22 protein-coding genes and 1 riboswitch are annotated in these 23,494 nt (G+C 38.6%); of the genes, 2 read left to right on the plus strand and 20 right to left on the minus strand.

Going from position 1 to position 23,494, the window contains the following annotated elements; translation table 11 throughout:
• Positions 1-2 precede the first annotated feature (2 nt).
• From rph to gntK, 6 genes are all read right to left on the minus strand, one after another.
• Complete coding sequence (rph, locus tag G8O30_RS09315) at positions 3-743, minus strand: ribonuclease PH (protein WP_239671815.1); 741 nt, start codon at positions 741-743, stop codon at positions 3-5.
• Positions 744-828: 85 nt separating this feature from the next.
• The gene (locus tag G8O30_RS09320; RefSeq protein ID WP_239671816.1) at positions 829-1,896 is read right to left on the minus strand and encodes a GerMN domain-containing protein; all 1,068 of its coding nucleotides are present in this window, start codon (positions 1,894-1,896) and stop codon (positions 829-831) included.
• Positions 1,897-1,974: 78 nt separating this feature from the next.
• Positions 1,975-2,790, minus strand: coding sequence for a glutamate racemase (racE, locus tag G8O30_RS09325; RefSeq protein WP_239671817.1), 816 nt, complete (start codon positions 2,788-2,790; stop codon positions 1,975-1,977).
• A 5-nt stretch (positions 2,791-2,795) separates the two neighbouring features.
• The gene (locus tag G8O30_RS09330; protein WP_239671818.1) at positions 2,796-3,245 is read right to left on the minus strand and encodes a MarR family winged helix-turn-helix transcriptional regulator; all 450 of its coding nucleotides are present in this window, start codon (positions 3,243-3,245) and stop codon (positions 2,796-2,798) included.
• A 186-nt stretch (positions 3,246-3,431) separates the two neighbouring features.
• Positions 3,432-3,656: a helix-turn-helix domain-containing protein gene (locus G8O30_RS09335; RefSeq protein WP_239671819.1), complete on the minus strand. Its 225-nt coding sequence runs from the start codon at positions 3,654-3,656 to the stop codon at positions 3,432-3,434.
• A gap of 200 nt (positions 3,657-3,856) precedes the next feature.
• Positions 3,857-5,386: a gluconokinase gene (gntK, locus tag G8O30_RS09340; protein ID WP_239671820.1), complete on the minus strand. Its 1,530-nt coding sequence runs from the start codon at positions 5,384-5,386 to the stop codon at positions 3,857-3,859.
• A gap of 189 nt (positions 5,387-5,575) precedes the next feature.
• Here gntK and G8O30_RS09345 point away from each other — a divergent pair, with 189 nt between their 5' ends.
• A complete protein-coding gene (locus G8O30_RS09345) occupies positions 5,576-5,755 on the plus strand; it encodes a hypothetical protein (RefSeq protein ID WP_239671821.1) in 180 nt (59 codons plus the stop codon).
• Here G8O30_RS09345 and G8O30_RS09350 read toward each other — a convergent pair.
• From G8O30_RS09350 to G8O30_RS09365, 4 genes are all read right to left on the minus strand, one after another.
• Positions 5,744-6,196, minus strand: a complete 453-nt coding sequence (locus G8O30_RS09350) for an acyl-CoA thioesterase (RefSeq protein WP_239671822.1) — start codon at positions 6,194-6,196, stop codon at positions 5,744-5,746. The genes G8O30_RS09345 and G8O30_RS09350 overlap by 12 nt on opposite strands.
• 91 nt (positions 6,197-6,287) lie before the next feature.
• Positions 6,288-7,058 (minus strand): succinate dehydrogenase iron-sulfur subunit, encoded by a 771-nt coding sequence (sdhB, locus tag G8O30_RS09355; RefSeq protein ID WP_239671823.1) that lies wholly within the window; start codon positions 7,056-7,058, stop codon positions 6,288-6,290.
• Between the two features lie 2 nt (positions 7,059-7,060).
• Entirely contained in the window at positions 7,061-8,821 is a 1,761-nt protein-coding gene (sdhA, locus tag G8O30_RS09360; RefSeq protein WP_239671824.1) for a succinate dehydrogenase flavoprotein subunit, read from the minus strand.
• Positions 8,822-8,869: 48 nt separating this feature from the next.
• On the minus strand, positions 8,870-9,478 hold the full coding sequence (locus G8O30_RS09365) for a succinate dehydrogenase cytochrome b558 subunit (RefSeq protein ID WP_239671825.1): 609 nt from the start codon (positions 9,476-9,478) through the stop codon (positions 8,870-8,872).
• Between the two features lie 388 nt (positions 9,479-9,866).
• Here G8O30_RS09365 and G8O30_RS09370 point away from each other — a divergent pair, with 388 nt between their 5' ends.
• Positions 9,867-10,301: a YslB family protein gene (locus G8O30_RS09370; protein ID WP_239671826.1), complete on the plus strand. Its 435-nt coding sequence runs from the start codon at positions 9,867-9,869 to the stop codon at positions 10,299-10,301.
• Positions 10,302-10,725: 424 nt separating this feature from the next.
• Here G8O30_RS09370 and G8O30_RS09375 read toward each other — a convergent pair whose 3' ends face one another.
• The 10 genes from G8O30_RS09375 to G8O30_RS09420 form a co-directional block, all read right to left on the minus strand.
• Positions 10,726-11,958 carry an aspartate kinase gene (locus tag G8O30_RS09375; protein ID WP_239671827.1) on the minus strand — a complete coding sequence of 411 codons (1,233 nt, stop codon included), beginning with the start codon at positions 11,956-11,958 and terminating at the stop codon, positions 10,726-10,728.
• Positions 11,959-12,106: 148 nt separating this feature from the next.
• A riboswitch (Lysine riboswitch) is annotated at positions 12,107-12,283 on the minus strand.
• 63 nt (positions 12,284-12,346) lie between these two features.
• Positions 12,347-14,119 (minus strand): excinuclease ABC subunit UvrC, encoded by a 1,773-nt coding sequence (uvrC, locus tag G8O30_RS09380; protein ID WP_239671828.1) that lies wholly within the window; start codon positions 14,117-14,119, stop codon positions 12,347-12,349.
• Positions 14,120-14,275: 156 nt separating this feature from the next.
• Positions 14,276-14,590 (minus strand): thioredoxin, encoded by a 315-nt coding sequence (gene trxA / locus G8O30_RS09385; protein WP_239671829.1) that lies wholly within the window; start codon positions 14,588-14,590, stop codon positions 14,276-14,278.
• Between the two features lie 441 nt (positions 14,591-15,031).
• Positions 15,032-16,012 carry an electron transfer flavoprotein subunit alpha/FixB family protein gene (locus G8O30_RS09390; protein ID WP_239671830.1) on the minus strand — a complete coding sequence of 327 codons (981 nt, stop codon included), beginning with the start codon at positions 16,010-16,012 and terminating at the stop codon, positions 15,032-15,034.
• A gap of 21 nt (positions 16,013-16,033) precedes the next feature.
• Positions 16,034-16,813: an electron transfer flavoprotein subunit beta/FixA family protein gene (locus G8O30_RS09395; RefSeq protein WP_239671831.1), complete on the minus strand. Its 780-nt coding sequence runs from the start codon at positions 16,811-16,813 to the stop codon at positions 16,034-16,036.
• 33 nt (positions 16,814-16,846) lie between these two features.
• The gene (locus G8O30_RS09400; RefSeq protein WP_239671832.1) at positions 16,847-17,623 is read right to left on the minus strand and encodes an enoyl-CoA hydratase; all 777 of its coding nucleotides are present in this window, start codon (positions 17,621-17,623) and stop codon (positions 16,847-16,849) included.
• Positions 17,624-17,649: 26 nt separating this feature from the next.
• Positions 17,650-18,231 (minus strand): fatty acid metabolism transcriptional regulator FadR, encoded by a 582-nt coding sequence (locus G8O30_RS09405; protein WP_239671833.1) that lies wholly within the window; start codon positions 18,229-18,231, stop codon positions 17,650-17,652.
• Between the two features lie 249 nt (positions 18,232-18,480).
• A complete protein-coding gene (locus G8O30_RS09410; protein WP_239671834.1) occupies positions 18,481-20,178 on the minus strand; it encodes an AMP-binding protein in 1,698 nt (565 codons plus the stop codon).
• A 534-nt stretch (positions 20,179-20,712) separates the two neighbouring features.
• Positions 20,713-21,117: a DUF350 domain-containing protein gene (locus G8O30_RS09415; protein WP_239671835.1), complete on the minus strand. Its 405-nt coding sequence runs from the start codon at positions 21,115-21,117 to the stop codon at positions 20,713-20,715.
• 12 nt (positions 21,118-21,129) lie between these two features.
• Entirely contained in the window at positions 21,130-23,484 is a 2,355-nt protein-coding gene (locus G8O30_RS09420; RefSeq protein ID WP_239671836.1) for an endonuclease MutS2, read from the minus strand.
• Positions 23,485-23,494 lie beyond the last annotated feature (10 nt).

The raw sequence follows: 23,494 nt of genomic DNA on the forward strand, positions 1-23,494 counted from the left end.
TATTACTCTCCTCCAATCTTAGACGCTACTTCCCCAAGTGCTTCACGCTGCATCTCCATCAACTCTTGAATACCTTTTTTACCAAGTGCAAGCATGTCTAAAAGTTGTTGATGACTAAACGTCGCCTCTTCACCTGTACCTTGTAGTTCAACAAACTCTTCGTTACTCGTCATAACAATGTTCATATCTACTTCCGCTGAGCTATCCTCCATATAATTCAAATCAAGAATCGGATTTCCTTCACTTACCCCAACACTCGTAGCAGCAATAAAATGCTTAACAGGCAACTTCTTCCAGCCTTTTTCTTCTGAAAGTGTCTCAAGAGCTAACACCATCGCTACAAATGCACCTGTAATAGAAGCCGTTCTTGTTCCACCGTCTGCTTGAATGACATCACAGTCTAACCATATTGTCTTCTCACCTAGTTTTTCTAAATCAACAACAGAACGTAATGCGCGTCCAATTAGGCGTTGGATTTCCATTGTTCTTCCTTGCACCTTACCACGGGAAGATTCACGGATGGTTCGTTGTTCTGTCGCACGAGGTAACATAGAGTATTCAGCGGAAACCCACCCTTTCCCTTGACCTCTTAAAAAAGGGGGAACACGGTCTTCAACGGTTGCAGTACAAATAACTTTTGTATCTCCAACAGAAATCAAAACAGATCCCTCTGGATGTTTTAAATAGTTTGTTTCCATATGTACAGTTCGCAATTCATTTGCTTGTCTTTGATCATGTCTCATAAAATATACTCTCCTTTATCCAAAGAAAAAGAGGAGGTCTTTGACCATCCTCTTGGATTTAGTAGTAGTATATCAAATTTTCTTCTTAATAACTCCCTGTATTTACATTTTCGGGACGAGTTACAGGAGAAATGAGTGATGTACCATCATCCGTAGCTTCCACCATTTCACCATTTACTTGGATAGTAATACGTTCTATACCTGGTTGTTCCGTTAAAGAAAGTGTCAGTGCATTTAACGTATGAGAAGAAACAATGCGATCTTCCATATTCATTAGTATGCCTTCATTAAAATTCAGAGTTAACGTACCATCCGCAATTGTCGGTTCTGACACCAATGCTACTCCAGGCATAAAATCAGAAACTAAAGAAGAAGTGAATGCAGGTCCTTCGATTAGTTCTTGAACAATCTCAGTAGATGCGTTGGTAGATTCAGATGAGATACGTGTCGTAACAGGAACATAGTCATATCCCCCTGCAGTTTGCGTTAAATAATAAACAACTACAGGCTTGGTATTCGTAATATCCACTAAATCACTTGCTAACAAGTTGATTCCCATCCCTCTAGATGTTCCGTTTGCCGCAATCGGAGTGCCATCTACCGGCATTTCCGTTAATTCTTCCCCATTTAACGACAGTTTTACATTTTTCACTCCATCAAATTGCGTTAACGTCCAAGTGATAGATTGTAAAATATGTTGCTCATCTTCTGGTGCGTATGTAGCAAATTCGTTTGAGAAATCTACTACAGCTGTTTCTCCATCCATTTTAACTGTAACTTCTGTATCGGCTGGTAGAACTGCTCTGTAACCGTTTGGAAGTAAATTAGTGATTGGGCCGCCGTCAACTAAATAGTCTAATGCTTGTTGTGCTGCATTTTCTCCTTCAGGTAAGTCAAATGATTGCGGAACAACGTATCCATCTGCACTGATTAAGAACAGGTCTGTACGCACGCTTCCTTCAGGTGCTTCGGTGGAAATGGAAGAAGTGGGATTCGCCTCTTCTCCAGTTGTTTCTACTGCCTCACCATCTTCTAAATAAGAGACCGTTTGTGGTGGATCAATTGCTTCATTACTTTCAAATAGGCCACAGCCTGCTAGATACACACTTGATGCTAATACAGATACAACTGCGACTTGACGTTTTTTGGACATTCTAATTTCCCCCCATGCTCGTTTGTAGTTTATATATACGAGAGGGGTTGTACAAATAGACCAAGCTATCTAAAAAACTTATAGACTAGCAATAGGAAACTTTTCAATAGAGGCTTTCATCACTAAAGGTTCATGAATGGAAAGCCACTCTGTCACTAGCACCCGAAATAAAGCTGGAGATCCTGTTGTATAAAATTCATGGCTTGGATTTGCTTTCGTAGCTAATTTTCTTTGAAAGCCTAATATAGCACTTACTTCTCTTGCCGTTTCATCTCCTGAAGAGATAATTGCCACTTCTTTACCCAAGACATTTTTTATTAGGGGTGCTAATAGAGGATAATGTGTGCATCCTAAAATAACAGAATCAATTGGCTCTTTTTTCAGCGGCTGTAGTGTTTCCTCTACTACTTTACTGGCTATTTCACTGTTAAACTCGTTACTTTCTACCAAAGGAACAAACTTTGGGCAAGAAAGAGGATAAATTTCTATTGTATGATCGATGGCTTTTAGTGCCTCTTCATATGCTTTACTTTTTATTGTACCTAGCGTACCAAGCACACCAATTTTCCCGTTTTGTGTCATCATCCTTGTTGCTCTTGCCCCAGGGTCAATTACTCCCATTACTGGTATATCTAGTGCAGCTTGAATTTCATCTAATACAACTGCAGTTGCCGTGTTGCAAGCAATGACAATCATTTTTACGTCCTTTTTTAGTAGAAAATGTACGAGCTGCCATGTAAATGCTCTTACTTCATCTACCGATCTTGGTCCATAAGGGCACCTTGCTGTATCCCCTATGTAAATAATTTTTTCGTTTGGTAACTGTCTTGTTAGTTCCTTTACCACGGTTAGGCCGCCAGCTCCGGAATCTAATACACCAATTGGTTGGTTCACACTATTCAATCCTCTTTCATTTCATGGTGTAGGTTGTGAAGACTTTTGTGGAGGTTACGAACTTCATCTTGAGAGTGTGTAGACAATAATGATTCCAAATAATCTTGTCTCTGCTTAATAACCTCTTCAATAATTCGTTCCCCTTCTTCTAACAAATGTATCCGAACTACTCTGCGGTCATTAGTATCTCTTACTCTTTGGACTAATTCATTCTTTTCCATTCGGTCTACTAGGTCCGTCGTAGTACTAAATGCTAAATACATTTTTGTAGAGAGTTCTCCTATTGTCATATCACCTACTTCAAATAACCATTGTAACGCAATAAATTGTGGTGGTGTAATGGTATATTGACTCAAAATTTCTCGGCCTTTTTGCTTAATAATTGCAGATATGTATCGTAAGTCTCGCTCAATATCAGCTATTTGTTCTTTTGTAATTGGCGTTTCGTTTTCCATAAAAAGCGTGCACTCCTTTAATTCGTTCCAGTGTCTTGTTCATATTGTCTACGTTTTCTGAAAAAAATTCAAGTAAGTATTCAGGTAAATCTTACGAAACTCGAAGAATTAAGTGCTACCTCTTCCTTATATGTCTCTTCATCCAAACCAAAAACCGGCTTCCCCCGAAAGGTTGCCGGTTTTACGTTAAAGCTTGAGTTCTCCTCTACGTATTAATTCCACGACTGCTTGAGAACGCCCCTTGACTCCAAGCTTTTGCATGGCGTTGGAAATGTGGTTTCTCACTGTTTTTTCACTAATAAACAGTTCACCTGCGATTTCTTTCGTCGTTTTGTCTTGGACCAGTAGTTCAAATACTTCTTTTTCTCGTTTAGTGAGAAGTGGTTTGTGTGTATAATCGTTGTCCTTCAAGTACTGTAACCCTCCTTGCCTTCGCCAGCTGATGACCGCGGGGATGGGTATTGGTCGTCAAAACATCATATGTTTAGACAAGGGTGAGAGTGACTGCGAAACACATTGTTACCTTAATTTAGGCAGTGTTTTTTTAGAATGGAATGAAAATAGTTTTGTTTAAGAAGAAAACAGACTATACTTTTCAATTTACTTACATTTTATTGAACATGTACCGTTTGAAATTCGGATAATGCTTTGTATTCTTCCTCCAACAACTTAGATAATCGAATAAAAATTGAAACTAATTCTCGGTATTTATTAGACGCTTCTTCTACTGGAATGTGTTCGAACGACTCCTCCATCAAGCTACTTACCTCTTCTAAGGCGGCTATTTCTCCTAATGCATACAATCCTACTACTACTGCACCTAAACAAGAGCTTTCTACTGATTGAGGAACTGTTAAAGGCCTTTGAAAGATATCTGACATCATTTGTCTCCAAAACGCTGATTTAGCAAATCCACCTGTAGCCTTAATTCTTACAGATTCACCTGTTAACTCTTCTAGTGCTAGTAAGACAGTGTATAAGTTAAACAAAATTCCTTCTAAAGCTGCTCTAATCATATGAGCTTTTTGATGATGTAGTGTTAAACCGATAAAAGAACCTTTTGCATGAGCATTCCACAAAGGTGCTCTTTCTCCCGTAAAATAAGGATGAAAAAGTAAGCCGTCTGCACCGGGAGATATGGTGCTTGCTATCCTAGTTAAGACATCATAAGGATCTTCTTTATTTGTATTTATTTCAGGTTGACCTAATTCATCTCTTATCCAACGAAAAATGACACCACCATTATTGACAGGTCCTCCAAGAACCCAATGATTTTCCGTAAGTGCGTAACAAAAAATCCTTCCTTTTGGGTCTGTTATAGGTTTGTCCACAACAGTTCTAATAGCCCCACTCGTTCCTATTGTTACTGCTACTTCCCCTTTGCCAATAGCATTTACTCCCAAGTTAGAAAGCACACCATCTGAAGCACCCACCACGAATGGAGTGCTAGCGGGTATACCTAAATGCTCTGCAAGGTTTTCTTTTAGACCCTTTAATTGATGGGTAGTGGGTACTGGTGTAGATAACTGAGTAATTTTTACCCCTGCTAACTCTAACGCTTCTCTGTCCCAATTTAATTGTTCTAAGTTGAATAGCCCTGTTGCTGATGCAATGGAATAGTCAACAACAAACTCTCCAAACATTTTCCATAATATATATTCTTTAATGGATATCCATTTATCAACTGTTGCAAATAAATCCTTGTGTTCATGTTTTAACCACACTAACTTGGATAAAGGAGACATGGGATGAATAGGGGTTCCCGTTCTTCTATAAATGTCATGGCCATTCCATTCATTTTTGATTTTTTCTGCCCACTTAGCGCTTCGATTATCTGCCCATGTAATACTATTTGTGAGGAGCTTCCCTTCCTTATCCACACCAATTAGGCTATGCATGGCTGAACTAAAGGAGATAAAAAGTAACTGACTTGTATCAATTTCAGCTTTAATGATGGTTTCTTTTATTGTTTCTAAAACCGCTTGATAAATATCTTCAGGAGATTGTTCTGCTGTTTGTGGATTCGGTGTATGAAGTGGATATTCAACGGCGTGTTGAGCACGTATTTGTCCTGTTGTTGTGAAAAGGACTGCTTTTGTACTTGTTGTGCCAATATCTACTCCGATGGCTAGTTTTGTCATACGAGTGTCTCCTATCTATGAAATAATCAAAAAAAAGAGAGAATACTATATTCCCTCTATCATACAATATAATTTTCTCTGCTAACTCCTCTATTAATGATTTTTTCTAAAAGTCCATCCAAAGCCTCTCAAAACGTTCTAGACGAGTATATGGTATAATAGCAAAAAGCCTTCTAGGAGGAACTATATATGTCTCGACAAGCATTCAATGCCATTTTTGAACTAACTAGACTATTCTTTGTACTAGTTTTTGTAGGACTTATCATGTACCTAGACGCACACTGGATTTTGTATATACCCGCACTAATTATTCCTGTTTTTGTTACTAGCTACATCCGAAAATACTTCACACGAAATTCAACAAGATGACAAAGCCCATACTTCCTTTGATTTTTCATCCCATTCCACACTTTTACCGGTTTTTGCATGAACCTGCACCATCGTCCCTCTTCCAGTAAAAGCTGTGGAACCATCTTCTTTCCTACCCCAATAATGAATATCTACAGATGAACGACCTAAAGAGTTCGCTTTAACTCCAATCGTTAACTTCTCCCCAAAATAGACTTGTTGTACAAAATCACATTGAAGGTCCGCAACAACTGGAATACATTCTCGAGATTTTAACCAGTCTCCCATAAATCCAACCTTTTCTAAATAGGCAATTCGCGACTCTTCAAAATACACAAATGGAACCGTATTATTCAAATGACCAAACATATCCGTTTCAGAGAACCTTACCGTAATAGGATGAAAATACCTAAATTCACTTGCCCATTTCTCCTGATCTTGAATATAGCTAATTCTAGACATACTACCCCTCCTTAAATTATGACTGAACATTCATTCATATTTATTTTTAGAAAACTCCTTACGAACACGAATGGATCGTAAGGAGTACTTTTTATACGTTATTGTCACTTCCAAAGAAGTTACGGAACATTTGGAACGTCGTATCACGATTTAGTGCTGCAATAGAAGTTGTTAAAGGAATACCTTTCGGACAAGCTTGAACACAGTTTTGAGAGTTACCACAGTTCGCTAGTCCTCCGTCTCCCATAATTGCCTCTAAGCGCTCGTCTTTATTCATTGCACCGGTTGGATGTGCATTGAACAAACGAACTTGTGATAAAGGAGCAGGTCCAATGAAATTAGACTTCTCATTTACATTTGGACAAGCCTCTAAACACACACCACAAGTCATACACTTAGAAAGTTCATAAGCCCATTGGCGCTTTTTCTCTGGCATACGAGGTCCAGGTCCAAGGTCATACGTCCCATCAATAGGAATCCAAGCCTTCACTTTCTTAAGTGAATCAAACATTCTACTTCTATCTACTTGTAAGTCACGAACAACAGGGAACGTTTTCATTGGTTCTAAACGGATAGGTTGTTCTAACTTATCAATTAGTGCAGTACAAGATTGACGAGGTTTGCCATTAATCACCATCGAACAAGCACCACAAACTTCTTCTAAACATCCCATTTCCCAGTTTATCGGAGTTGTTTCTTTTCCATCCTTGTTCACTGGATTACGACGAATTTCCATTAATGCAGAAATTACGTTCATGTTAGGTCTGTAAGGTAAAACGAATTTTTCTTCATAAGGGGCTGAATCAGGTGTGTCTTGACGAACAACAATAAATTCAACCGTCTTTTTCGTTTCCGTCGCCATGATTAGTTATCCCCTTTCGCTTTAGAATAGTCACGCTTACGTGGTGAAATTAAAGAAGTATCAACTTCTTCATAATGGAAAACAGGTGTATTATTCTCTGCATCAAAACGAGCCATCGTTGTTTTTAAGAAGTCCTCATCATTACGCTCAGGGAACTCAGGCTTGTAGTGTGCTCCACGACTTTCATCACGGTTTAAAGCACCGATTGTTACTACACGAGAAAGCTGTAACATGTGATCTAATTGTCTAGTGAATGTTGCACCTTGGTTACTCCACTTAGAAGTATCATGAATGTTAATATTTTTAAAACGCTCCATTAACTCTTGAATCTTTTCGTCCGTCTTCTTTAACTTGTCGTTATAACGAACTACTGTCACATTATCCGTCATCCATTCTCCTAATTCTTTATGAAGAACGTATGCGTTTTCTGTTCCATCAAGCGTCATAATATCATTCCATTTTTGCTCTTCTTCTTTCACATGACGATCAAAAACAGTGGAAGAAATATCTTCTGCAGTCTTATCTAGTCCTTTGATATACTTAACCGCGTTAGGTCCAGCGACCATACCACCGTAAATAGCTGATAATAGAGAGTTTGCTCCTAGTCGGTTTGCACCATGTTGTGAATAATCACATTCACCAGCAGCAAATAATCCTGGGATATTTGTCATTTGGTTATAATCTACCCAAATACCACCCATTGAATAGTGAACTGCAGGGAAGATTTTCATTGGAAGTTTTCTAGGATCATCACCCATAAACTTCTCATAAATCTCTATGATTCCGCCAAGCTTAACATCTAGTTCTTTTGGATCTTTATGAGAAAGATCTAAGTAAACCATGTTTTCGCCGTTAACACCTAGCTTTAAATCTACACACACATGGAAAATTTCACGAGTAGCAATATCACGTGGTACTAAATTTCCATAGGCAGGGTATTTTTCTTCTAAGAAATACCAAGGCTTACCGTCTTTGTAAGTCCAAACACGACCACCTTCACCACGAGCAGATTCACTCATTAAGCGTAGCTTATCGTCACCAGGAATAGCAGTTGGATGAATCTGAATAAATTCTCCATTTGCATAGTAAGCACCTTGTTGGTATACGATAGAAGCTGCAGCTCCTGTATTGATGACAGAGTTAGTTGATTTTCCGAAAATAATTCCAGGTCCACCAGTTGCCATAATAACAGCATCTGCTTTGAACGTTTTAATTTCCATCGTACGTAGATCTTGACCTACGATACCGCGTGCTACTCCTTCGTCGTCTAAAACAACCCCAAGGAATTCCCAGCCTTCATATTTAGAAACAAGACCAGCAACTTCATATCTTCTAACTTGTTCATCTAGTGCATATAACAACTGCTGCCCAGTAGTAGCACCAGCAAATGCTGTACGGTGATGCTGTGTTCCACCAAAACGACGGAAGTCTAACAACCCTTCTGGAGTACGGTTAAACATAACTCCCATACGGTCTAATAAATGAATAATTCCAGGTGCAGCTTCACACATTGCTTTTACAGGGGGCTGATTCGCTAAGAAATCTCCTCCATAAACTGTATCGTCAAAGTGTTCCCACGGAGAATCGCCTTCCCCTTTTGTATTTACCGCTCCATTTATACCACCCTGCGCACAAACTGAGTGGGAACGTTTCACCGGTACAAGTGAGAATAAATCAACTGGTGTACCAGTTTCTGCTATTTTAATCGTGGCCATTAGTCCAGCAAGTCCGCCACCTACAACGATTACTCTTTGTTTACCCAATTCTCTCACTCCCTTTTCTGACTACCAAACATTCATGCTCTCTATCTATCACACGAATGCGAAAATTGCTCTAAGTCCAACTACACTCAATATTACGAAAAGACCCATAGTTACATAAGTCGAGATTAATTGAGATTTTGGTGATAACGTTAATCCCCAACTTACCCCGAAAGACCACAATCCATTTGCAAAGTGGAAGATTGCTGCAATCACTCCGATTACATACCATACAACCATTAATGGATTACTCAAGATATTCTCCATCATTTGGAAATTAACTTCTGCTCCAAAAGCGGCAGCTACACGCGTTTCCCATACATGCCATGTGATCCAAATAACAAGTAGAACACCTGTAATTCGTTGAAAAACGAACATCCAGTTTCGAAATGTACCAAAACGAGATGTATTATTTTTCGCAGTAAATGCAATGTAAATTCCGTAAACCGCGTGGAAAAGAAGAGGAAGAAAAATGATGAAAATTTCTAATGCGTACCTAAATGGAAGACTTTCCATAAAATGCGCAGCATCATTAAATGCTTGTTCACCCTTTGTAGCAAAGTGGTTAACTACTAAGTGCTGTGTAAGAAACAGACCAACTGGAATGACTCCGAGTAAAGAGTGAATTCTACGAAGCCAAAACTCTCGATTACCAGCCATGATTTACCCCCTATTGTTCAGCAATTCTCAATCCCTACTAGAAATATTCCCCTCTTAATCTAGTAAAACGAGCGTTGAGATGAAGCCATTTTCTTTGTCATGTTCATTGTACTCCCACTTGCTGGTACCGTCAAGAAAACGTATACATAAAATAATTATTATGTGCTAACTATTTTTAATATACTGATAACATATTATTTAATTGAAAAACCTTATCAATTATGAGGCTATATCACAAATTTTATATCTTACTAAAATGAGTATTCATTCACAAACATATCTTTCCATAGTCTAGAGCATATTCCCTATTTATTTCTTCCAATAAGTTATGGCTTAAGCTTAAAACACATATCGTGTATACTATGGTTGGAAGAGAGGGGCATATACAATGACAGTAGAAGAAAAACAAGAGGTTACCTCGCATCAAGTTTCTACTTTTGGAGTAGAATTACTTCGCGACGTTTTATTACCTGAAATCTTAGGTAAACACTCGGAAGAAGTAATGTATTGGTCTGGAAAACATCTAGCAAGAAAATTCCCCGTAGCAGACGAAGCAGAATTGGTCTCATTTTTTCATGAAGCAACTTGGGGATATTTAACAAAACAATCCGAAAGTCGAACGGGTGTTGTTTTTGAATGTTCAGGTGAATACATAGAAAAGAGACTTTCCTTAAAGGAGACACCGTCCTTCTCGTTAGAAGCGGGTTTCTTAGCGTTGCAGGTCGAGCAACAAGTGAAACGAAGAACAGAATCAACGTATACGATTGAAAAGCGCAAGAAAAAAGTAACATTCACGTTGAAGTGGGAAGAATTCGTTAAATAAATTTCTTTCTTACATAAGAAAAGTACATAATGCTTGTACATAACACAAAAGGTACATTCAAAAAAACGAATGTACCTTTTGTGCGTCGAATTTTAATTTATAAAACTGCAGAATTAGCAACTTTGTAGATTATAACTTTGGGATTGGAGCGGAAGGGGGCGACTCCTACAGGAAAGGTGGGTTACTGAGACCCCCCAGGAGCGTTCGCAAAGTGATGCCGTGTCCAGCTGCAGGTGCGCAACCGCTCGGAAAAGTCCAAAAGCCCTCCGGTGGCTGAAGAGCTGCCTCCTCGGTCTTCCAAACTTTTCTGCCGCGGCTGAACGCGCGCCTTTCGCTTTTCGTAGTGGAAAGCGTCCCCCTGCAGCGGAAATCCCTGTGCAGTCACTTTTGGCTTTAGCCCCGGAATTTTTAAATTTTATTTAATTCATACTGTCTCTTCCACAAACATATCTAATCCGAATGCAGTATGTAACACTCCTGCAGCTCGAAGCATGTCGTGCTCATCAATAACAGTAGATACTTTAATTTCAGATGTACTAACCATCTTAATCACCATGCCATTTTCCGTTAACACATCAAACATTTGTGCAGCAACTCCAGGATTGGATGCCATACCAGAACCAACGATAGACACTTTTGCTAAACCAGATTCTAATTCTAATCCTGTAAATCCAATTTCATTCTCAGCAGTTTTCAGAATCGACTGCACTTCTTCAAGGTCTTCTGACTTGATAGAGAAAGAAACACTCGCTTCTTCTTTTTCTGTTAAACTCTGAATAATGATATCAACATTGATGAAATGTTTTGCTAACAAACTAAAGATGGAGGAAATTCCACTCCACTGAGCTTTAGGTCCTCTCACTGTTACACGAGTAATATCTTTTTCAAACGCTACCCCACGAACGACTAAATTCTGTTCCATTTCCGCTTCCTCCTTAATCTTCGTTCCTTCTTCTTCCACCATACTAGATCTAACTTCTAACGTTACATCGTAGTTCTTTGCATATTCCACTGCTCTTGGATGTAAAACGCCCGCACCAAGATGAGCTAGTTCTAACATTTCATCATACGAAATTTGACTTAATTTACGTGCTTTTGCAACATATCTAGGATCGGTTGTGTAAACGCCGGTAACATCTGTATAAATGTCACACCTGTCAGCTTCTAGTGCTGCAGCCAGTGCAACTGCTGTTGTATCCGAACCACCACGTCCTAATGTAGTTAATTCCGCTTGTTCCGTCATCCCTTGGAAACCAGCTACAACTACCACTTTCCCTTCCTTTAGAGCATTTTGTATACGGATTGGCTCAATTGAGGAAATTCGAGCATTACCATGTACCGCCTCTGTTCGCATACCTGCTTGCCATCCCGTGAAAGAAATCGCATCTTGGTCCATTTGTTGCAATGCCATTGTTAGTAAGGAAATTGTCACTTGCTCCCCTGTCATTAGAAGCATATCCATTTCTCTTTTCGAAGGTTGGTCTGTAATTTGTTGTGCTAGCGATACCAGTTCATCTGTTGTCTTTCCCATCGCAGACACAACAACTACTACGTCATGACCATTTTGTTTTTCTTGTATTACTCTACGTGCCACATTTTGGATTCTTTCTACAGACCCAACAGAAGTTCCGCCAAACTTTTGAACAATAAGTCCCATTATTTCTCCTCCTCGATACTTTCCCATCTCATTTCAACCGTGCTAACGTTTTTATAAACAAAGGGTACTAAAATTATCCTGGTCACTTCCCAATAGAAAAGGCCATGAGTATGCGCTACTCATGGCCTGAATGATAAAATCTATTGTCAGGTGTGATAGCACTCCAAGGTCAGCCCTTGACAGTAAATAGCTTATTCAGCGTTTTACCAGAAACAGTAGTGATAAGTTCTTTGTTTCTTCGGCGATCATGCCTTTCCCTGTTTTTCTTCGAAGCTTATCCTTCTCCAAACAAGTACTTTTCATTTCTCGCACCTCTATCTACACAAATGTGTAAATGTTATATGAAATTTGTGTTTGATTATAGCACGGATAAAATTAACTGACAATGCTAATCCTGAAGTTTCTCAAAAACTTTTTCTGCAACATTTGTAGGCAGTCCTGCTCGCTGTAAATCTTCTAAAGTCGCTTCCTTCATTTTCTTAATGGATCCAAAGGTTTTTAGGAGCTGCTTTTTACGAGTTGGTCCCACACCTGGAATATCGTCTAGGATAGATTGAAATGCTGATTTACCTCGAACTTGTCGGTGAAAAGTAATCGCAAATCGATGCACTTCATCTTGTATACGTTGAAGTAAATAAAACGCTTGGCTGTTTCTATCCAAGGGTACAATTTCTAATGGGTTTCCAAACAATAATTGAGAAGTTTGATGTTTATCATCTTTGGCTAGCCCAGCAATAGGAATCCAGAGCCCTAACTCATCTTCTATTACTTCTCGTGCAGCTTCGATTTGTCCTTTCCCACCATCAATTAGGATTAAATCAGGCAAGGGTTTTTCTTCTTTTAAAAGCCTAGAGTACCTTCTTCGAACAACTTCTCGCATAGAACCGTAATCATCTGGCCCTTCCACCGTTTTAATTTTAAATTTTCTATAATCACTCTTTGCTGGTTTACCATCTAAAAATACAATCATAGCAGAAACAGCATCAGAACCTTGGATATTAGAATTATCAAATGCTTCAATTCGGGTTGGTGTTGCAATACCCATTTTTTCACCAAGTGTGTCTATTGCTTTAATCGTTCGTTCCTCATCTCGCTCAATAAGAGAGAATTTATCAGATAGAGCACCTTGTGCATTTTTAATCGCAAGTTCCACCAGTTCTTTTTTCTTCCCAATTTGCGGTTGAACTATTTTTACTTCCATAAACTTCTCCGCAAGCTCTTTATCAATTGTTTTAGGAAGATAGATCTCTTTAGGCTTAATATGATTTGCTTTTGTGTAGAATTGACCTAAAAATGTTAAGAATTCAGATTCTGGCTCATCATATATCGGAAAAACAGAAACATCTCTTTCAATGAGCTTTCCTTGTCTAACAAAGAATACTTGTACACACATCCATCCTTTGTCGACCGCAAAACCAAATACATCACGATCTACTAAGTCTGTCATCGTCATTTTTTGTTTCTCCATTGTTGCCTCTATATGCACAATTTGGTCACGATATTCTTTTGCTCGTTCGAACTCTAAATTTTCCGCTGCTGATTGCATTTTGGTTTGTAGTTCTTTTTTAATTTCTGTATGCCCACCATTCAGAAACCTTGCAATTTCATCAATCATAGATTTGTATGTTGTTTGTTCTACGTCTTTTACACAAGGAGCTAAACATTGACCAATATGATAATACAAACAAACCTTATCTGGTAGTGTAGTACACTTACGAAGTGGATATAGTCTGTCTAATAACTTTTTTGTTTCATTAGCGGATTGCGCATTTGGGTATGGTCCGAAGTATCGTGCCTTATCTTTTTTTACCTTCCGTGTTGTAACTAGTCTAGGATGTCGTTCATTGGTAATTTTTATAAAAGGATAGCTTTTGTCGTCCTTTAACATAATGTTATAACGAGGATCGTACTTTTTAATTAAGTTCATTTCTAGTATTAGTGCTTCAATATCAGAAGAGACCATAATGTATTCAAAATCTTCTATTTCACTAACCAGTCGTTGCGTCTTTCCATCGTGACTTCCTGTGAAATAAGATCTAACTCTGTTCTTTAATACTTTGGCTTTCCCAACATATATAACCGTTCCCTGACGATCCTTCATGAGGTAGCAACCTGGTTGATCAGGAAGAATCGCTAATTTATTTTTCAGGTGTTCATTCACAAAACTCACCTCTTCATTACCAAATATATGTTCTTATATTGTGCCTGATTTAGTGGATTTTCACAATAGGATTTGGTTGCCTACTATTTTTTACTAACTAAAATAAACAGAAAGAAAAAGCTACTAGAAGCAAATGCCCCTAGTAGCTTTTTTGAATTATGCGTGTTTAGAAACAAGTTCCGCTAATGCTTCTTTTGGTTGATAACCAATAACTTTATCAACGATTTCGCCATCCTTCATAAGGATTAACGTTGGAATACTCATAACACCATACTTCCCTGCAGTTTCTTGGTTTTCGTCTACATCGACTTTTACGATTTTAACTTTTTCACCAAGTTCCGCATCTAATTCTTCTAGTACTGGAGCGATCATTTTACAAGGTCCACACCAAGGTGCCCAGAAATCCGCTAGTACTAAACCTTCGTTTGTTTCTGTTGTGAATGTTTGATCCGTTGCATTTGTAATTGCCATTTTACGTTACCTCCTTGAATTGAAACTGGTTACAGTATACCATTATTTTTTTTTCCTATGCGACAATTTTGCTCACATTTTGTAACCACTATCTTAAAGTCTTCATGTTACTTTACCCGTTTTTTTATTAGTTTAAGCATTGTTAAGTAGAAATGCTAGATAAGTGCTCCGCGACATTTTGTTGCTTAGACTAAGCAAAGAGCAGGCCACTTCACGTGGCCAACGCCTAGTTGTCGCGTCGTTAAACCGTAGTCATTAGAGGGCACTACGCTAAGAGCAGGCCACTTCACGTGGCCAACGCCTAGTTGTCGCCGTAAATCTTAGACATTAGAGGGCACTACGCTAAGGGCAGGCCACATCACGTGGCCAACGCCTAGTTGTCGCGTCACGCGACAAAAAGAAGATGAAGCATCAATTGATACTTCATCTTTATGCTTTCCCTTATGAAGTGGCTACTTTTAATTTCTTGAATTCTTCTGTTAATAGAGGAATTACTTCGAATAAGTCGCCTACGATACCGTAATCTGCCACTTTAAAGATGTTCGCTTCTGGATCTTTATTGATTGCCACGATTACCTTAGAGTTAGACATTCCCGCTAAATGTTGAATAGCACCGGAAATTCCACAAGCAATGTATAGATCTGGAGTAATAACTTTACCTGTTTGACCTATTTGTAGCGAATAATCACAGTACTCTGCATCACAAGCTCCTCGTGAAGCTCCTACAGCACCATTCAATACATCTGCAAGTTCTTTTAATGGAGCAAATCCATCTTCACTCTTCACTCCACGTCCACCAGCGATTACTACTTTTGCTTCAGACAGATCCACACCATCCGTAGCTTTTCTTACTACTTCTTTAATAATTGTGCGTAAATTTGTAATTTCTACTGACAATACTTCTGCTTGACCAGAACGAGATGTATCAAGTTCTAATGCAGGAACGTTGTTAGGACGTATAGAAACAAACAGTTTACCATCCGTTACAATTTTCTTTTCAAAAGCTTTACCTGAATAGATTGGACGTGTACAAACTACATTACCACCAGCTAATTCAATAGCAGTTACATCAGATATTAATCCAGATTGTAAGCGTGCTGCTAAACGAGGACTTACATCTTTCCCGATAGAAGTGTGACCAATTACAATCCCTTCTGGTTGCTCTGCTTCAATAGTAGCTAGAGCCGCTTGAGTATACGCATCTGTTGTATATTGAGCTAATAATTCATGGTTCACTACCACCACTCGGTCAGCTCCATATTGGAATAAGGATTCAGAAAGTCCATCTACTCCTTGACCAAGAAGTGCGACAACCACTTCTCCGCCCTCTGCAACTGTCTTACCTGCTGCGATAGCTTCAAATGATACGTTACGTAACTGCTGATCTTTTACCTCTGCAAAAACTAATACTTTTCTTGTCATGATTGATCTCCTCCCCTGTAATTAAAACGAGATTACTTTCGCTTCTTTTTGTAATAATGTTACTAGTTCTTGTACTTGTTCTGATACATCTCCAGTTAACACGCGACCCGCTTCTTTTTTAGGTGGTAGGAAGATTTCAATCGTTTTTGTTTTTGCTTCGACATCATCTTCTTCAAGATCTAAATCATCTAATTCTAATTCTTCTAATGGCTTTTTCTTCGCTTTCATTATTCCTGGTAGTGATGGATAACGAGGCTCGTTCAATCCTTGTTGAGCAGTAGCTAAAAGTGGTAAAGATAGTTGGATTGTCTCGCTATCTCCTTCTACGTCTCTGACGACTTCTGCTTGATCACCGTTGATTGTAAGTTTTGTAATAGTAGTGATGTATGGAATGTTTAATAACTCCGCTACACGAGGACCTACTTGCCCTGATCCACCATCGATCGCTACATTACCTGCAAGAATTAAATCTACTTCTTGCTCTTTTAGGTATTGCTGAAGAACTCTTGCAGTCGTGAACTCATCGCCGTCTTCTACATCATCTTCAATGTTAATTAAAACTGCTTTGTCAGCACCCATTGCTAGCGCTGTACGAAGTTGTTTTTCACTCTCATCCGAACCAACTGTAATAACAGTTACTTCTCCCCCATGTTGATCGCGTTGAACAATCGCTTCTTCAATTGCATATTCATCATACGGATTAATAATAAACTCAGCACCGTCTTCTGCTATTTTGCCACCAGAAAGTGTGATTTTTTCCTCAGTATCAAACGTGCGTTTTAGTAAAACATAAATGTTCATCTATATTTCCCCCAATCCCATATTTGTTCGAATTTATTTCCCCTTAAAAACTGGTTGACGCTTTTCGATAAACGCTTTAATTCCTTCTTGTCCGTCTTCTGAGACGAAAACTTTCCCAAACGCATCAGCTTCTTGCTCAACACCCTCTGCGTAGCGTTCATGCTTGCTATAATTCACTAAATTAAGTGTATGTTTTACAGCAAGTGGACCTTTTAAAGCTATCTTTCTAGCAATCTTTGAAACATATTCTACTAGTTGATCTTCTTCTAAAGCAGCGTTAGCTAATCCCCACTTCACTGCTTCTTCCCCTGTAATCGGATCACTTGTTAGGAGCATTTCTGTTGCTTTTGCCATCCCAACGTATCTTGGAAGACGTTGAGAACCTGCAAATCCTGGTACCAAGCCCAGTTGAAGTTCTGGTAAACCTAACTTTGCCGTTTTGGTGACAAATCTCATATGGCATGCCATAGCAAGTTCTAATCCGCCACCTAATGCTGCGCCGTGTATTGCAGCAATAATTGGTTTGGAGAACGTTTCCATCCTTTCGAATAACTGCTGTCCTTGTCTTGCTAGATTAGAAAAGCCTTCTTTGGATTCAATAGTAGTAAACTCTTTAATATCTGCACCAGCAGAAAAGAATCTGCCTTCTCCTCGAATAACAATTACTCGAACTTCTTCATCGTTTTCAATGCTGTTTAAGTGTTCTGCTAGAGCAAGTAAAACTGAAGAAGCTAAAGCATTAGCAGGCGGTCGGTCAAAAATAATTGTCGCTACACCTTGTTCTTTCTCTAATCTTAGTAATTCTCCCAATGGACTTCCTCCTTTACCTATACTCACTATGATTGACAAGCTTTTAGTAATAATTGATGTACTTTAGGTGCTAATTCTTCTAAATCATATTTTTGTTCATTCATTACCCAAGTAGTAACTGTCTCGTCTATTGTGCCAAAAATCATTTGACGTGCTAGACGAACGTCTAAGTCCTGAGCAAATTCCCCTGTCTCCATACCATCTTTTAATATAGTATCTACTAATTTCAAGTATTCTTTTAATACTTCATTAATTAGTAAACGGATTTCTTTGTTAGATTGTCTCAATTCCAACTGGGTTACTATCGCTAGATTTGGGTCTTGAGCTAGAATGGAAAAATGATTTTGAATTAGCTTGAGTAGTTTATTAGCAGCTTTTGTTTCTTTTTCAATAAGTGGCTGAACACTTTCACTAAATACCGCCATCTTCTCTCTGAACATAGATATTAATATATCTTCTTTGTTCTTAAAATAAAGATAGATTGTACCGTCGGCTACACCGGCTTGTTTGGCAATTTTAGATACTTGAGCTTGATGGTATCCATTATCTGAAATGACTACCACGGCAGCATCAATAATTTGTTTATATTTAGGTTTTGTTTTATTCAATGGTGTGGTCACCTGCCGTGTATTAAATTATGAATGATGATTCATTCATAATTCAATAATAATACCGAAATACTGTTATGTCAACGAGTAAAAGACATTTTTTTCATCATACCGCTTGTCCGAATAAGATGCAAAGAAAAACCCAGCTATATACCCGCCTTCTTTCATAGCCGGAGCTGAGTTGATATCAATTATACTTCTACATTTATACGCAACATCAATCCGTAACTACTTTTGTACTAGTGTAAATCAAGATGATTTGATTTCTTCTTCCGTCAATTTCTTTTTCTCTTCATCGATTAACACTCGTCTGAGGATTTTCCCTACAGCTGTTTTCGGAAGCTCTTCTCTAAATTCATAAATTCTTGGAACCTTGTATGCAGCTAACATTTTCCTAGTAAATGCATCTAGATCTTGTTCCGTTACGGAATGTCCTTTCTTCACCACAACGTAAGCTTTAACTGTTTCACCTCGATATGGATCTGGAACACCAGCAACCACTACTTCTTGCACACTTTCATGCTCATATAATATTTCTTCTATTTCACGCGGGTAAATGTTGTACCCACCAGCAATAATCATATCTTTCTTTCTATCAACAACATAGAAGAAACCATCTTCGTCCATGTATCCAATGTCCCCTGTGCGTAACCATCCATCAAATAGAACAGCGTCCGTCTCTTCTTGCCTGTTCCAATACCCCTTCATTACTTGCGGTCCACTTACCACAATTTCTCCAATCTCCTTCGGTTGTAAAACTTCTGTTCCACCAAGGCTCCAAATTTGAGCATCTGTACTTGGCCATGGAACACCAATGCTACCTTTTCTACGATTATCTCCCCATAAAAAGTTAGAATGAGTAACTGGTGAAGTCTCTGTTAACCCATAGCCTTCCACCAAACGTCCATCAATCACTTTTTCGAATTGCTCTTGAATTTCCACTGGTAATGGAGCAGAACCGCTTATACCCGAATGAACTGATGTAATATCATACTCTTTTAAATTAGGGTGATTTAACAGTCCTATATAGATTGTTGGTGCACCTGGGAACAAAGTAGCTCTCTGTTTTTGAATTGTTTTTAACGTCGTTTCAGGATCAAATTTAGGTAATAGGACCATTTTGTATCCTTGCATGACGGACAAAATTAGTACCGCAGTCATTCCGTATACATGGAAAAACGGTAGTAATCCTAGTACAACTTCTTCCCCTTTTTTACATTTGTACAACCAAGCGTCACACATAGAAGCATTAGCAACTAAATTTTTATGCGTTAACATTACACCCTTTGGAAAACCAGTTGTTCCACCAGTATATTGAAGTAGTGCTAGGTCTTCTTCAAAATTTAAATCTAATTTCGGAAGTTCCCCTTTTCCTTCTTTTAAGAAGGTCTTCCAAACTTTTGATTCTTCACCGTGCGTCACTTTCACAACAATGCCGTATTGTTTCTTTTGCACAAATGGATATAACATGTTTTTCGGAAATGGTAAGTAATCTTTGATACCAGTTACAATTACTTGTTTCACATCCGTTTGTGCTTTAACAGACATTACCCTTGGATACAGAATATCCAATGTAATTATAGCTTTTGCCCCTGCATCTTTTAACTGGTACTCAATTTCTCTCTCTACATAAAGTGGATTCATTTGCACAACAATTCCACCAGCATAGAGAATGCCATAATAAGAAATAATGGACTGTGGACAGTTTGGTAGCATGATTGCGACTCTGTCTCCTTGTTTTATCCCACTATCTACAAGTGCTCTACCGCATTGCAATGCCTGTTGATGTAATTCTTTATACGTCATTTCAAAGCCCATAAAGTGAACCGCTACTTTGTCCCCATATAACTCAGCAGCTTCCGTTAGATACGTGTGTACTGGTACAGAACGCAATGAAAGCTCCGTAGGTATCTCGGGTGGGTATTGATCTAACCATACTTTCGTCATAACTCTCCCCCTCGTCATGAAAAAATTTTGAAAATTACGTCTCTTCTACATTATAGTATGCGCTTACATTCTAGTAAACAACAAAAAGATAATGACTATTGTCCTAGATTTAGGTGGAGTGCTCATTTTTAAGGAAAATACATAACTTTTTGGAAATATGTGCAGACTCCGCGAATTTGTGTGCAGAATTCTGGAAATGTGACCGGACTCCTCCAAAATGTGTGCAGAACTCCGGAAATGTGACCGGACTCCTCCAAAATGTGTGCAGATCTCTGGAAATGTGACCGGACTCCTCCAAAATGTGTGCGGAACTTCGGAAATGTGACCACACTCTACAAGCTCATGCTCCAAACGCAAATAACCCCCTGTTTCCAATTAGAACAGAGGGTTAATTCTCACTAAATATAATTCCTATTTAAATAAACATAACTCTTTCTTCTTACGTGTTAGTTATCCAAAAATAAACACCAAATATTAAAAACAAACTACAGACTACCAATAACACTTTTGCTAATGTCTCCACTTGCACTCACCTCAGATCCCTGCACCAATGACGAAGGATAAGCCTACGGAAATAGTTAGCGATATAAATCCTACAGCTCGATTATCTTTTTCTATCTCTTCATCAATTTTAAACGCTGGAGTTAAAAACTCATAAATGAAATACCCAATCATTAATAAAAAGAAACCATACACTCCAGAAACGAGCATCGTTACTAACTCATCATGTTGTGCAATTGAAGCCCTAAAAATATTCATAATCCCAAAGATCTTTCCACCAGTTGCCATTGCAACGGACAGGTTTCCTTTTTTTATCTCTTCCCAATTCTTATACTTTGTCACTAACTCAAACAAAGCAAGGAATAGAACTACTGATAAAATGACGACACTAAAATAACCGGCTGTTTCTACGTAAGGATTTCCCCAAAATTCCGCCAAACTATTTCCCCCTTACTTTAGTTCCACGATGGTAACACCTGTACCACCTTCTGTCGCTTCACCAAATCTAATCTTTTTAACCGAGCGATGATTTCTCAAGTACTCCTGCACACCAGTTCGAAGTGCACCAGTTCCTTTACCATGAATAACACTTACTCGAGGATATCCAGCAAGTACTGCATCATCAATATATTTTTCCACTCTCATTAGAGCTGACTCATAGCGCTCACCACGTAAATCTAACTCTAAACTAACATGAAAGTCTTTTCCTTTCACCGTAGCTAAAGGTTTTGGTTCAGCCTTCTTTTCTCCCTTAATAAACTCGAGTTGCTTCTCTTCTACCTTCATTTTCATAATACCAATTTGTACGTTCCATTCTTTTTCAGAGACTTTCTCTAGTAAAGTACCTTTTTGTCCAAACGAAAGTACTTTCACTTCATCTCCTTCACGGAGAACACGATTCGTTTTCTTCACTTCTACTTGTTGCTTCTCTGGTTTCTTTGGTGCCGCTTCTTCTAGTCGTTTCCGGATATCAATTAACTCATGCTCTTTGACATCTGTTAAACGATGTTGTTTTAAGAAACGTAAATCTGACATAATTTCTTCCGCTTCTTCTTGTGCTTTTTCCACTACTTTAGCAGCTTTTACTTTTGCTTTTTCAAACAGCTGATCTTTGTATTCATAGTATTCCATCATTTGTTTTTGCATGTCATCGTAGAATCTCTGTGCATCCGTTAGAAGATCATGTGCATCATCCGCTTCTTTTTCTGCACGAAGGCGGTTTTCTTCTAGCGATGCAATCATGTTTTCTACTTCATGACGGTCTGATCCAACCATTCCTTTTGCACGTTCAATTAAGGTATCAGATAAGCCAAGTCGCTTAGATATTTCAAATGCATTACTTCGACCCGGAACGCCTATTAGTAAACGATACGTAGGACTTAATGTGTTAACATCGAATTCCACGCTAGCGTTTACCACTCCTTCACGGTTATATCCGTAGGCTTTTAGCTCAGGGTAATGGGTAGTCGCAATAACGGTCGCACCTGCGCTATACACTTCATCCAAAATAGAGATGGCTAACGCTGCTCCCTCTTGTGGGTCTGTACCTGCTCCTAACTCATCAAAAAGAACTAAGCTACGATTATTTACCTGTTTCATGATTTCTACGATGTTTACCATGTGAGAAGAAAACGTACTTAAACTTTGTTCAATTGATTGTTCGTCACCTATATCGGCAAATACTTGTTCAAAGATTGCAACTTCAGAGCCATCTAACGCTGGAACAAAGAGACCCGCTTGCGCCATTAAGGTACACAGTCCAACCGTTTTTAACGTAACTGTTTTACCTCCTGTGTTTGGTCCTGTAATAACCATAGATGAATGTGGGTTTCCAAGATATATGTCATTAGCCACAGCAGTATCTTGGTCTAATAACGGATGTTTTGCACGCTTTAGGTTAATTTTACCTTCTTGGTTCACAGAAGGTAAAGAAGCTTTCATGACGTGGGCTAGTTTCCCTTTACTAAATACAAAGTCAATATGACCAACAATATCTTGAACTAACATAACTTCTGGTCCGACAAGCGCAACTTCATTGGATAGTTCCATTAGAATACGTTCGATTTCGACCGATTCTCTTGCACGCACTTCTCTCAATTGATTGTTTAATTGTACAACCGCTTGTGGCTCAACAAATAATGTTTGTCCAGAAGAGGACTGATCATGTACAATTCCACCAAAATGAGATCGGTACTCTTGCTTAACTGGAATAACATATCGATCATTACGAATTGTTACAATTGCATCAGATAGCATTTTGGCTGCATTGCTCGAACGTACATAGGAATCTAACTTCTCTCTAATTTTTGATTCATTTTGACGAATTTGTTGACGTATAGCACGAAGCACGTCACTCGCTGAATCTAATACATCCCCCGCTTCATCTATAGCATCTTTAATCGTATGCTCTAAAGCAGTTAAGATTGGTAAAGTATTTACTTGCTCTTCTAAGAAAGGAATATCTACTTCATTTTCGACTAACCCTTCCACAAAAGAGCGCAAATTTTTGGAGACAGCTAATGTACTAGCAATCTGGCGAAGTTCCATCGGATTTAACATCCCACCAATTTCCGCTCGCTTTACATGATGTTTAATTGCGTATATCCCTGAAAGAGGTACATTCCCTCTAATTCTTAATACTCGTACCGCTTCATCCGTCTCTGCTAAACGTTTTTCCACTTCTTCTAAATTAGTGGAAGGGATCAATTTCTTACTAGCCTCCTCTGCAATGGAGGAGGAAGCATGTGAAGATAATAATTGAATCATTTTATCGAATTCTAACGTTCGTAACATTTTTGCATGCATTGTATTCCCT

The organism is Mangrovibacillus cuniculi (assembly GCF_015482585.1).
Classification (GTDB): domain Bacteria; phylum Bacillota; class Bacilli; order Bacillales; family R1DC41; genus Mangrovibacillus; species Mangrovibacillus cuniculi.

Excerpts from the sequence above, each read along its gene's own strand:
- rph (WP_239671815.1), bottom strand. The coding sequence starts at position 743 with ATGAGACATGATCAAAGACAAGCAAATGAATTGCGAACTGTACATATG.
- G8O30_RS09320 (WP_239671816.1), bottom strand. The coding sequence starts at position 1,896 with ATGTCCAAAAAACGTCAAGTCGCAGTTGTATCTGTATTAGCATCAAGT.
- G8O30_RS09330 (WP_239671818.1), bottom strand. The coding sequence starts at position 3,245 with ATGGAAAACGAAACGCCAATTACAAAAGAACAAATAGCTGATATTGAG.
- gntK (WP_239671820.1), bottom strand. The coding sequence starts at position 5,386 with ATGACAAAACTAGCCATCGGAGTAGATATTGGCACAACAAGTACAAAA.
- G8O30_RS09345 (WP_239671821.1), top strand. The coding sequence starts at position 5,576 with ATGTCTCGACAAGCATTCAATGCCATTTTTGAACTAACTAGACTATTC.
- G8O30_RS09350 (WP_239671822.1), bottom strand. The coding sequence starts at position 6,196 with ATGTCTAGAATTAGCTATATTCAAGATCAGGAGAAATGGGCAAGTGAA.
- sdhB (WP_239671823.1), bottom strand. The coding sequence starts at position 7,058 with ATGGCGACGGAAACGAAAAAGACGGTTGAATTTATTGTTGTTCGTCAA.
- G8O30_RS09365 (WP_239671825.1), bottom strand. The coding sequence starts at position 9,478 with ATGGCTGGTAATCGAGAGTTTTGGCTTCGTAGAATTCACTCTTTACTC.
- G8O30_RS09370 (WP_239671826.1), top strand. The coding sequence starts at position 9,867 with ATGACAGTAGAAGAAAAACAAGAGGTTACCTCGCATCAAGTTTCTACT.
- G8O30_RS09375 (WP_239671827.1), bottom strand. The coding sequence starts at position 11,958 with ATGGGACTTATTGTTCAAAAGTTTGGCGGAACTTCTGTTGGGTCTGTA.
- trxA (WP_239671829.1), bottom strand. The coding sequence starts at position 14,590 with ATGGCAATTACAAATGCAACGGATCAAACATTCACAACAGAAACAAAC.
- G8O30_RS09390 (WP_239671830.1), bottom strand. The coding sequence starts at position 16,012 with ATGACAAGAAAAGTATTAGTTTTTGCAGAGGTAAAAGATCAGCAGTTA.
- G8O30_RS09395 (WP_239671831.1), bottom strand. The coding sequence starts at position 16,813 with ATGAACATTTATGTTTTACTAAAACGCACGTTTGATACTGAGGAAAAA.
- G8O30_RS09410 (WP_239671834.1), bottom strand. The coding sequence starts at position 20,178 with ATGACGAAAGTATGGTTAGATCAATACCCACCCGAGATACCTACGGAG.
- G8O30_RS09420 (WP_239671836.1), bottom strand. The coding sequence starts at position 23,484 with ATGCATGCAAAAATGTTACGAACGTTAGAATTCGATAAAATGATTCAA.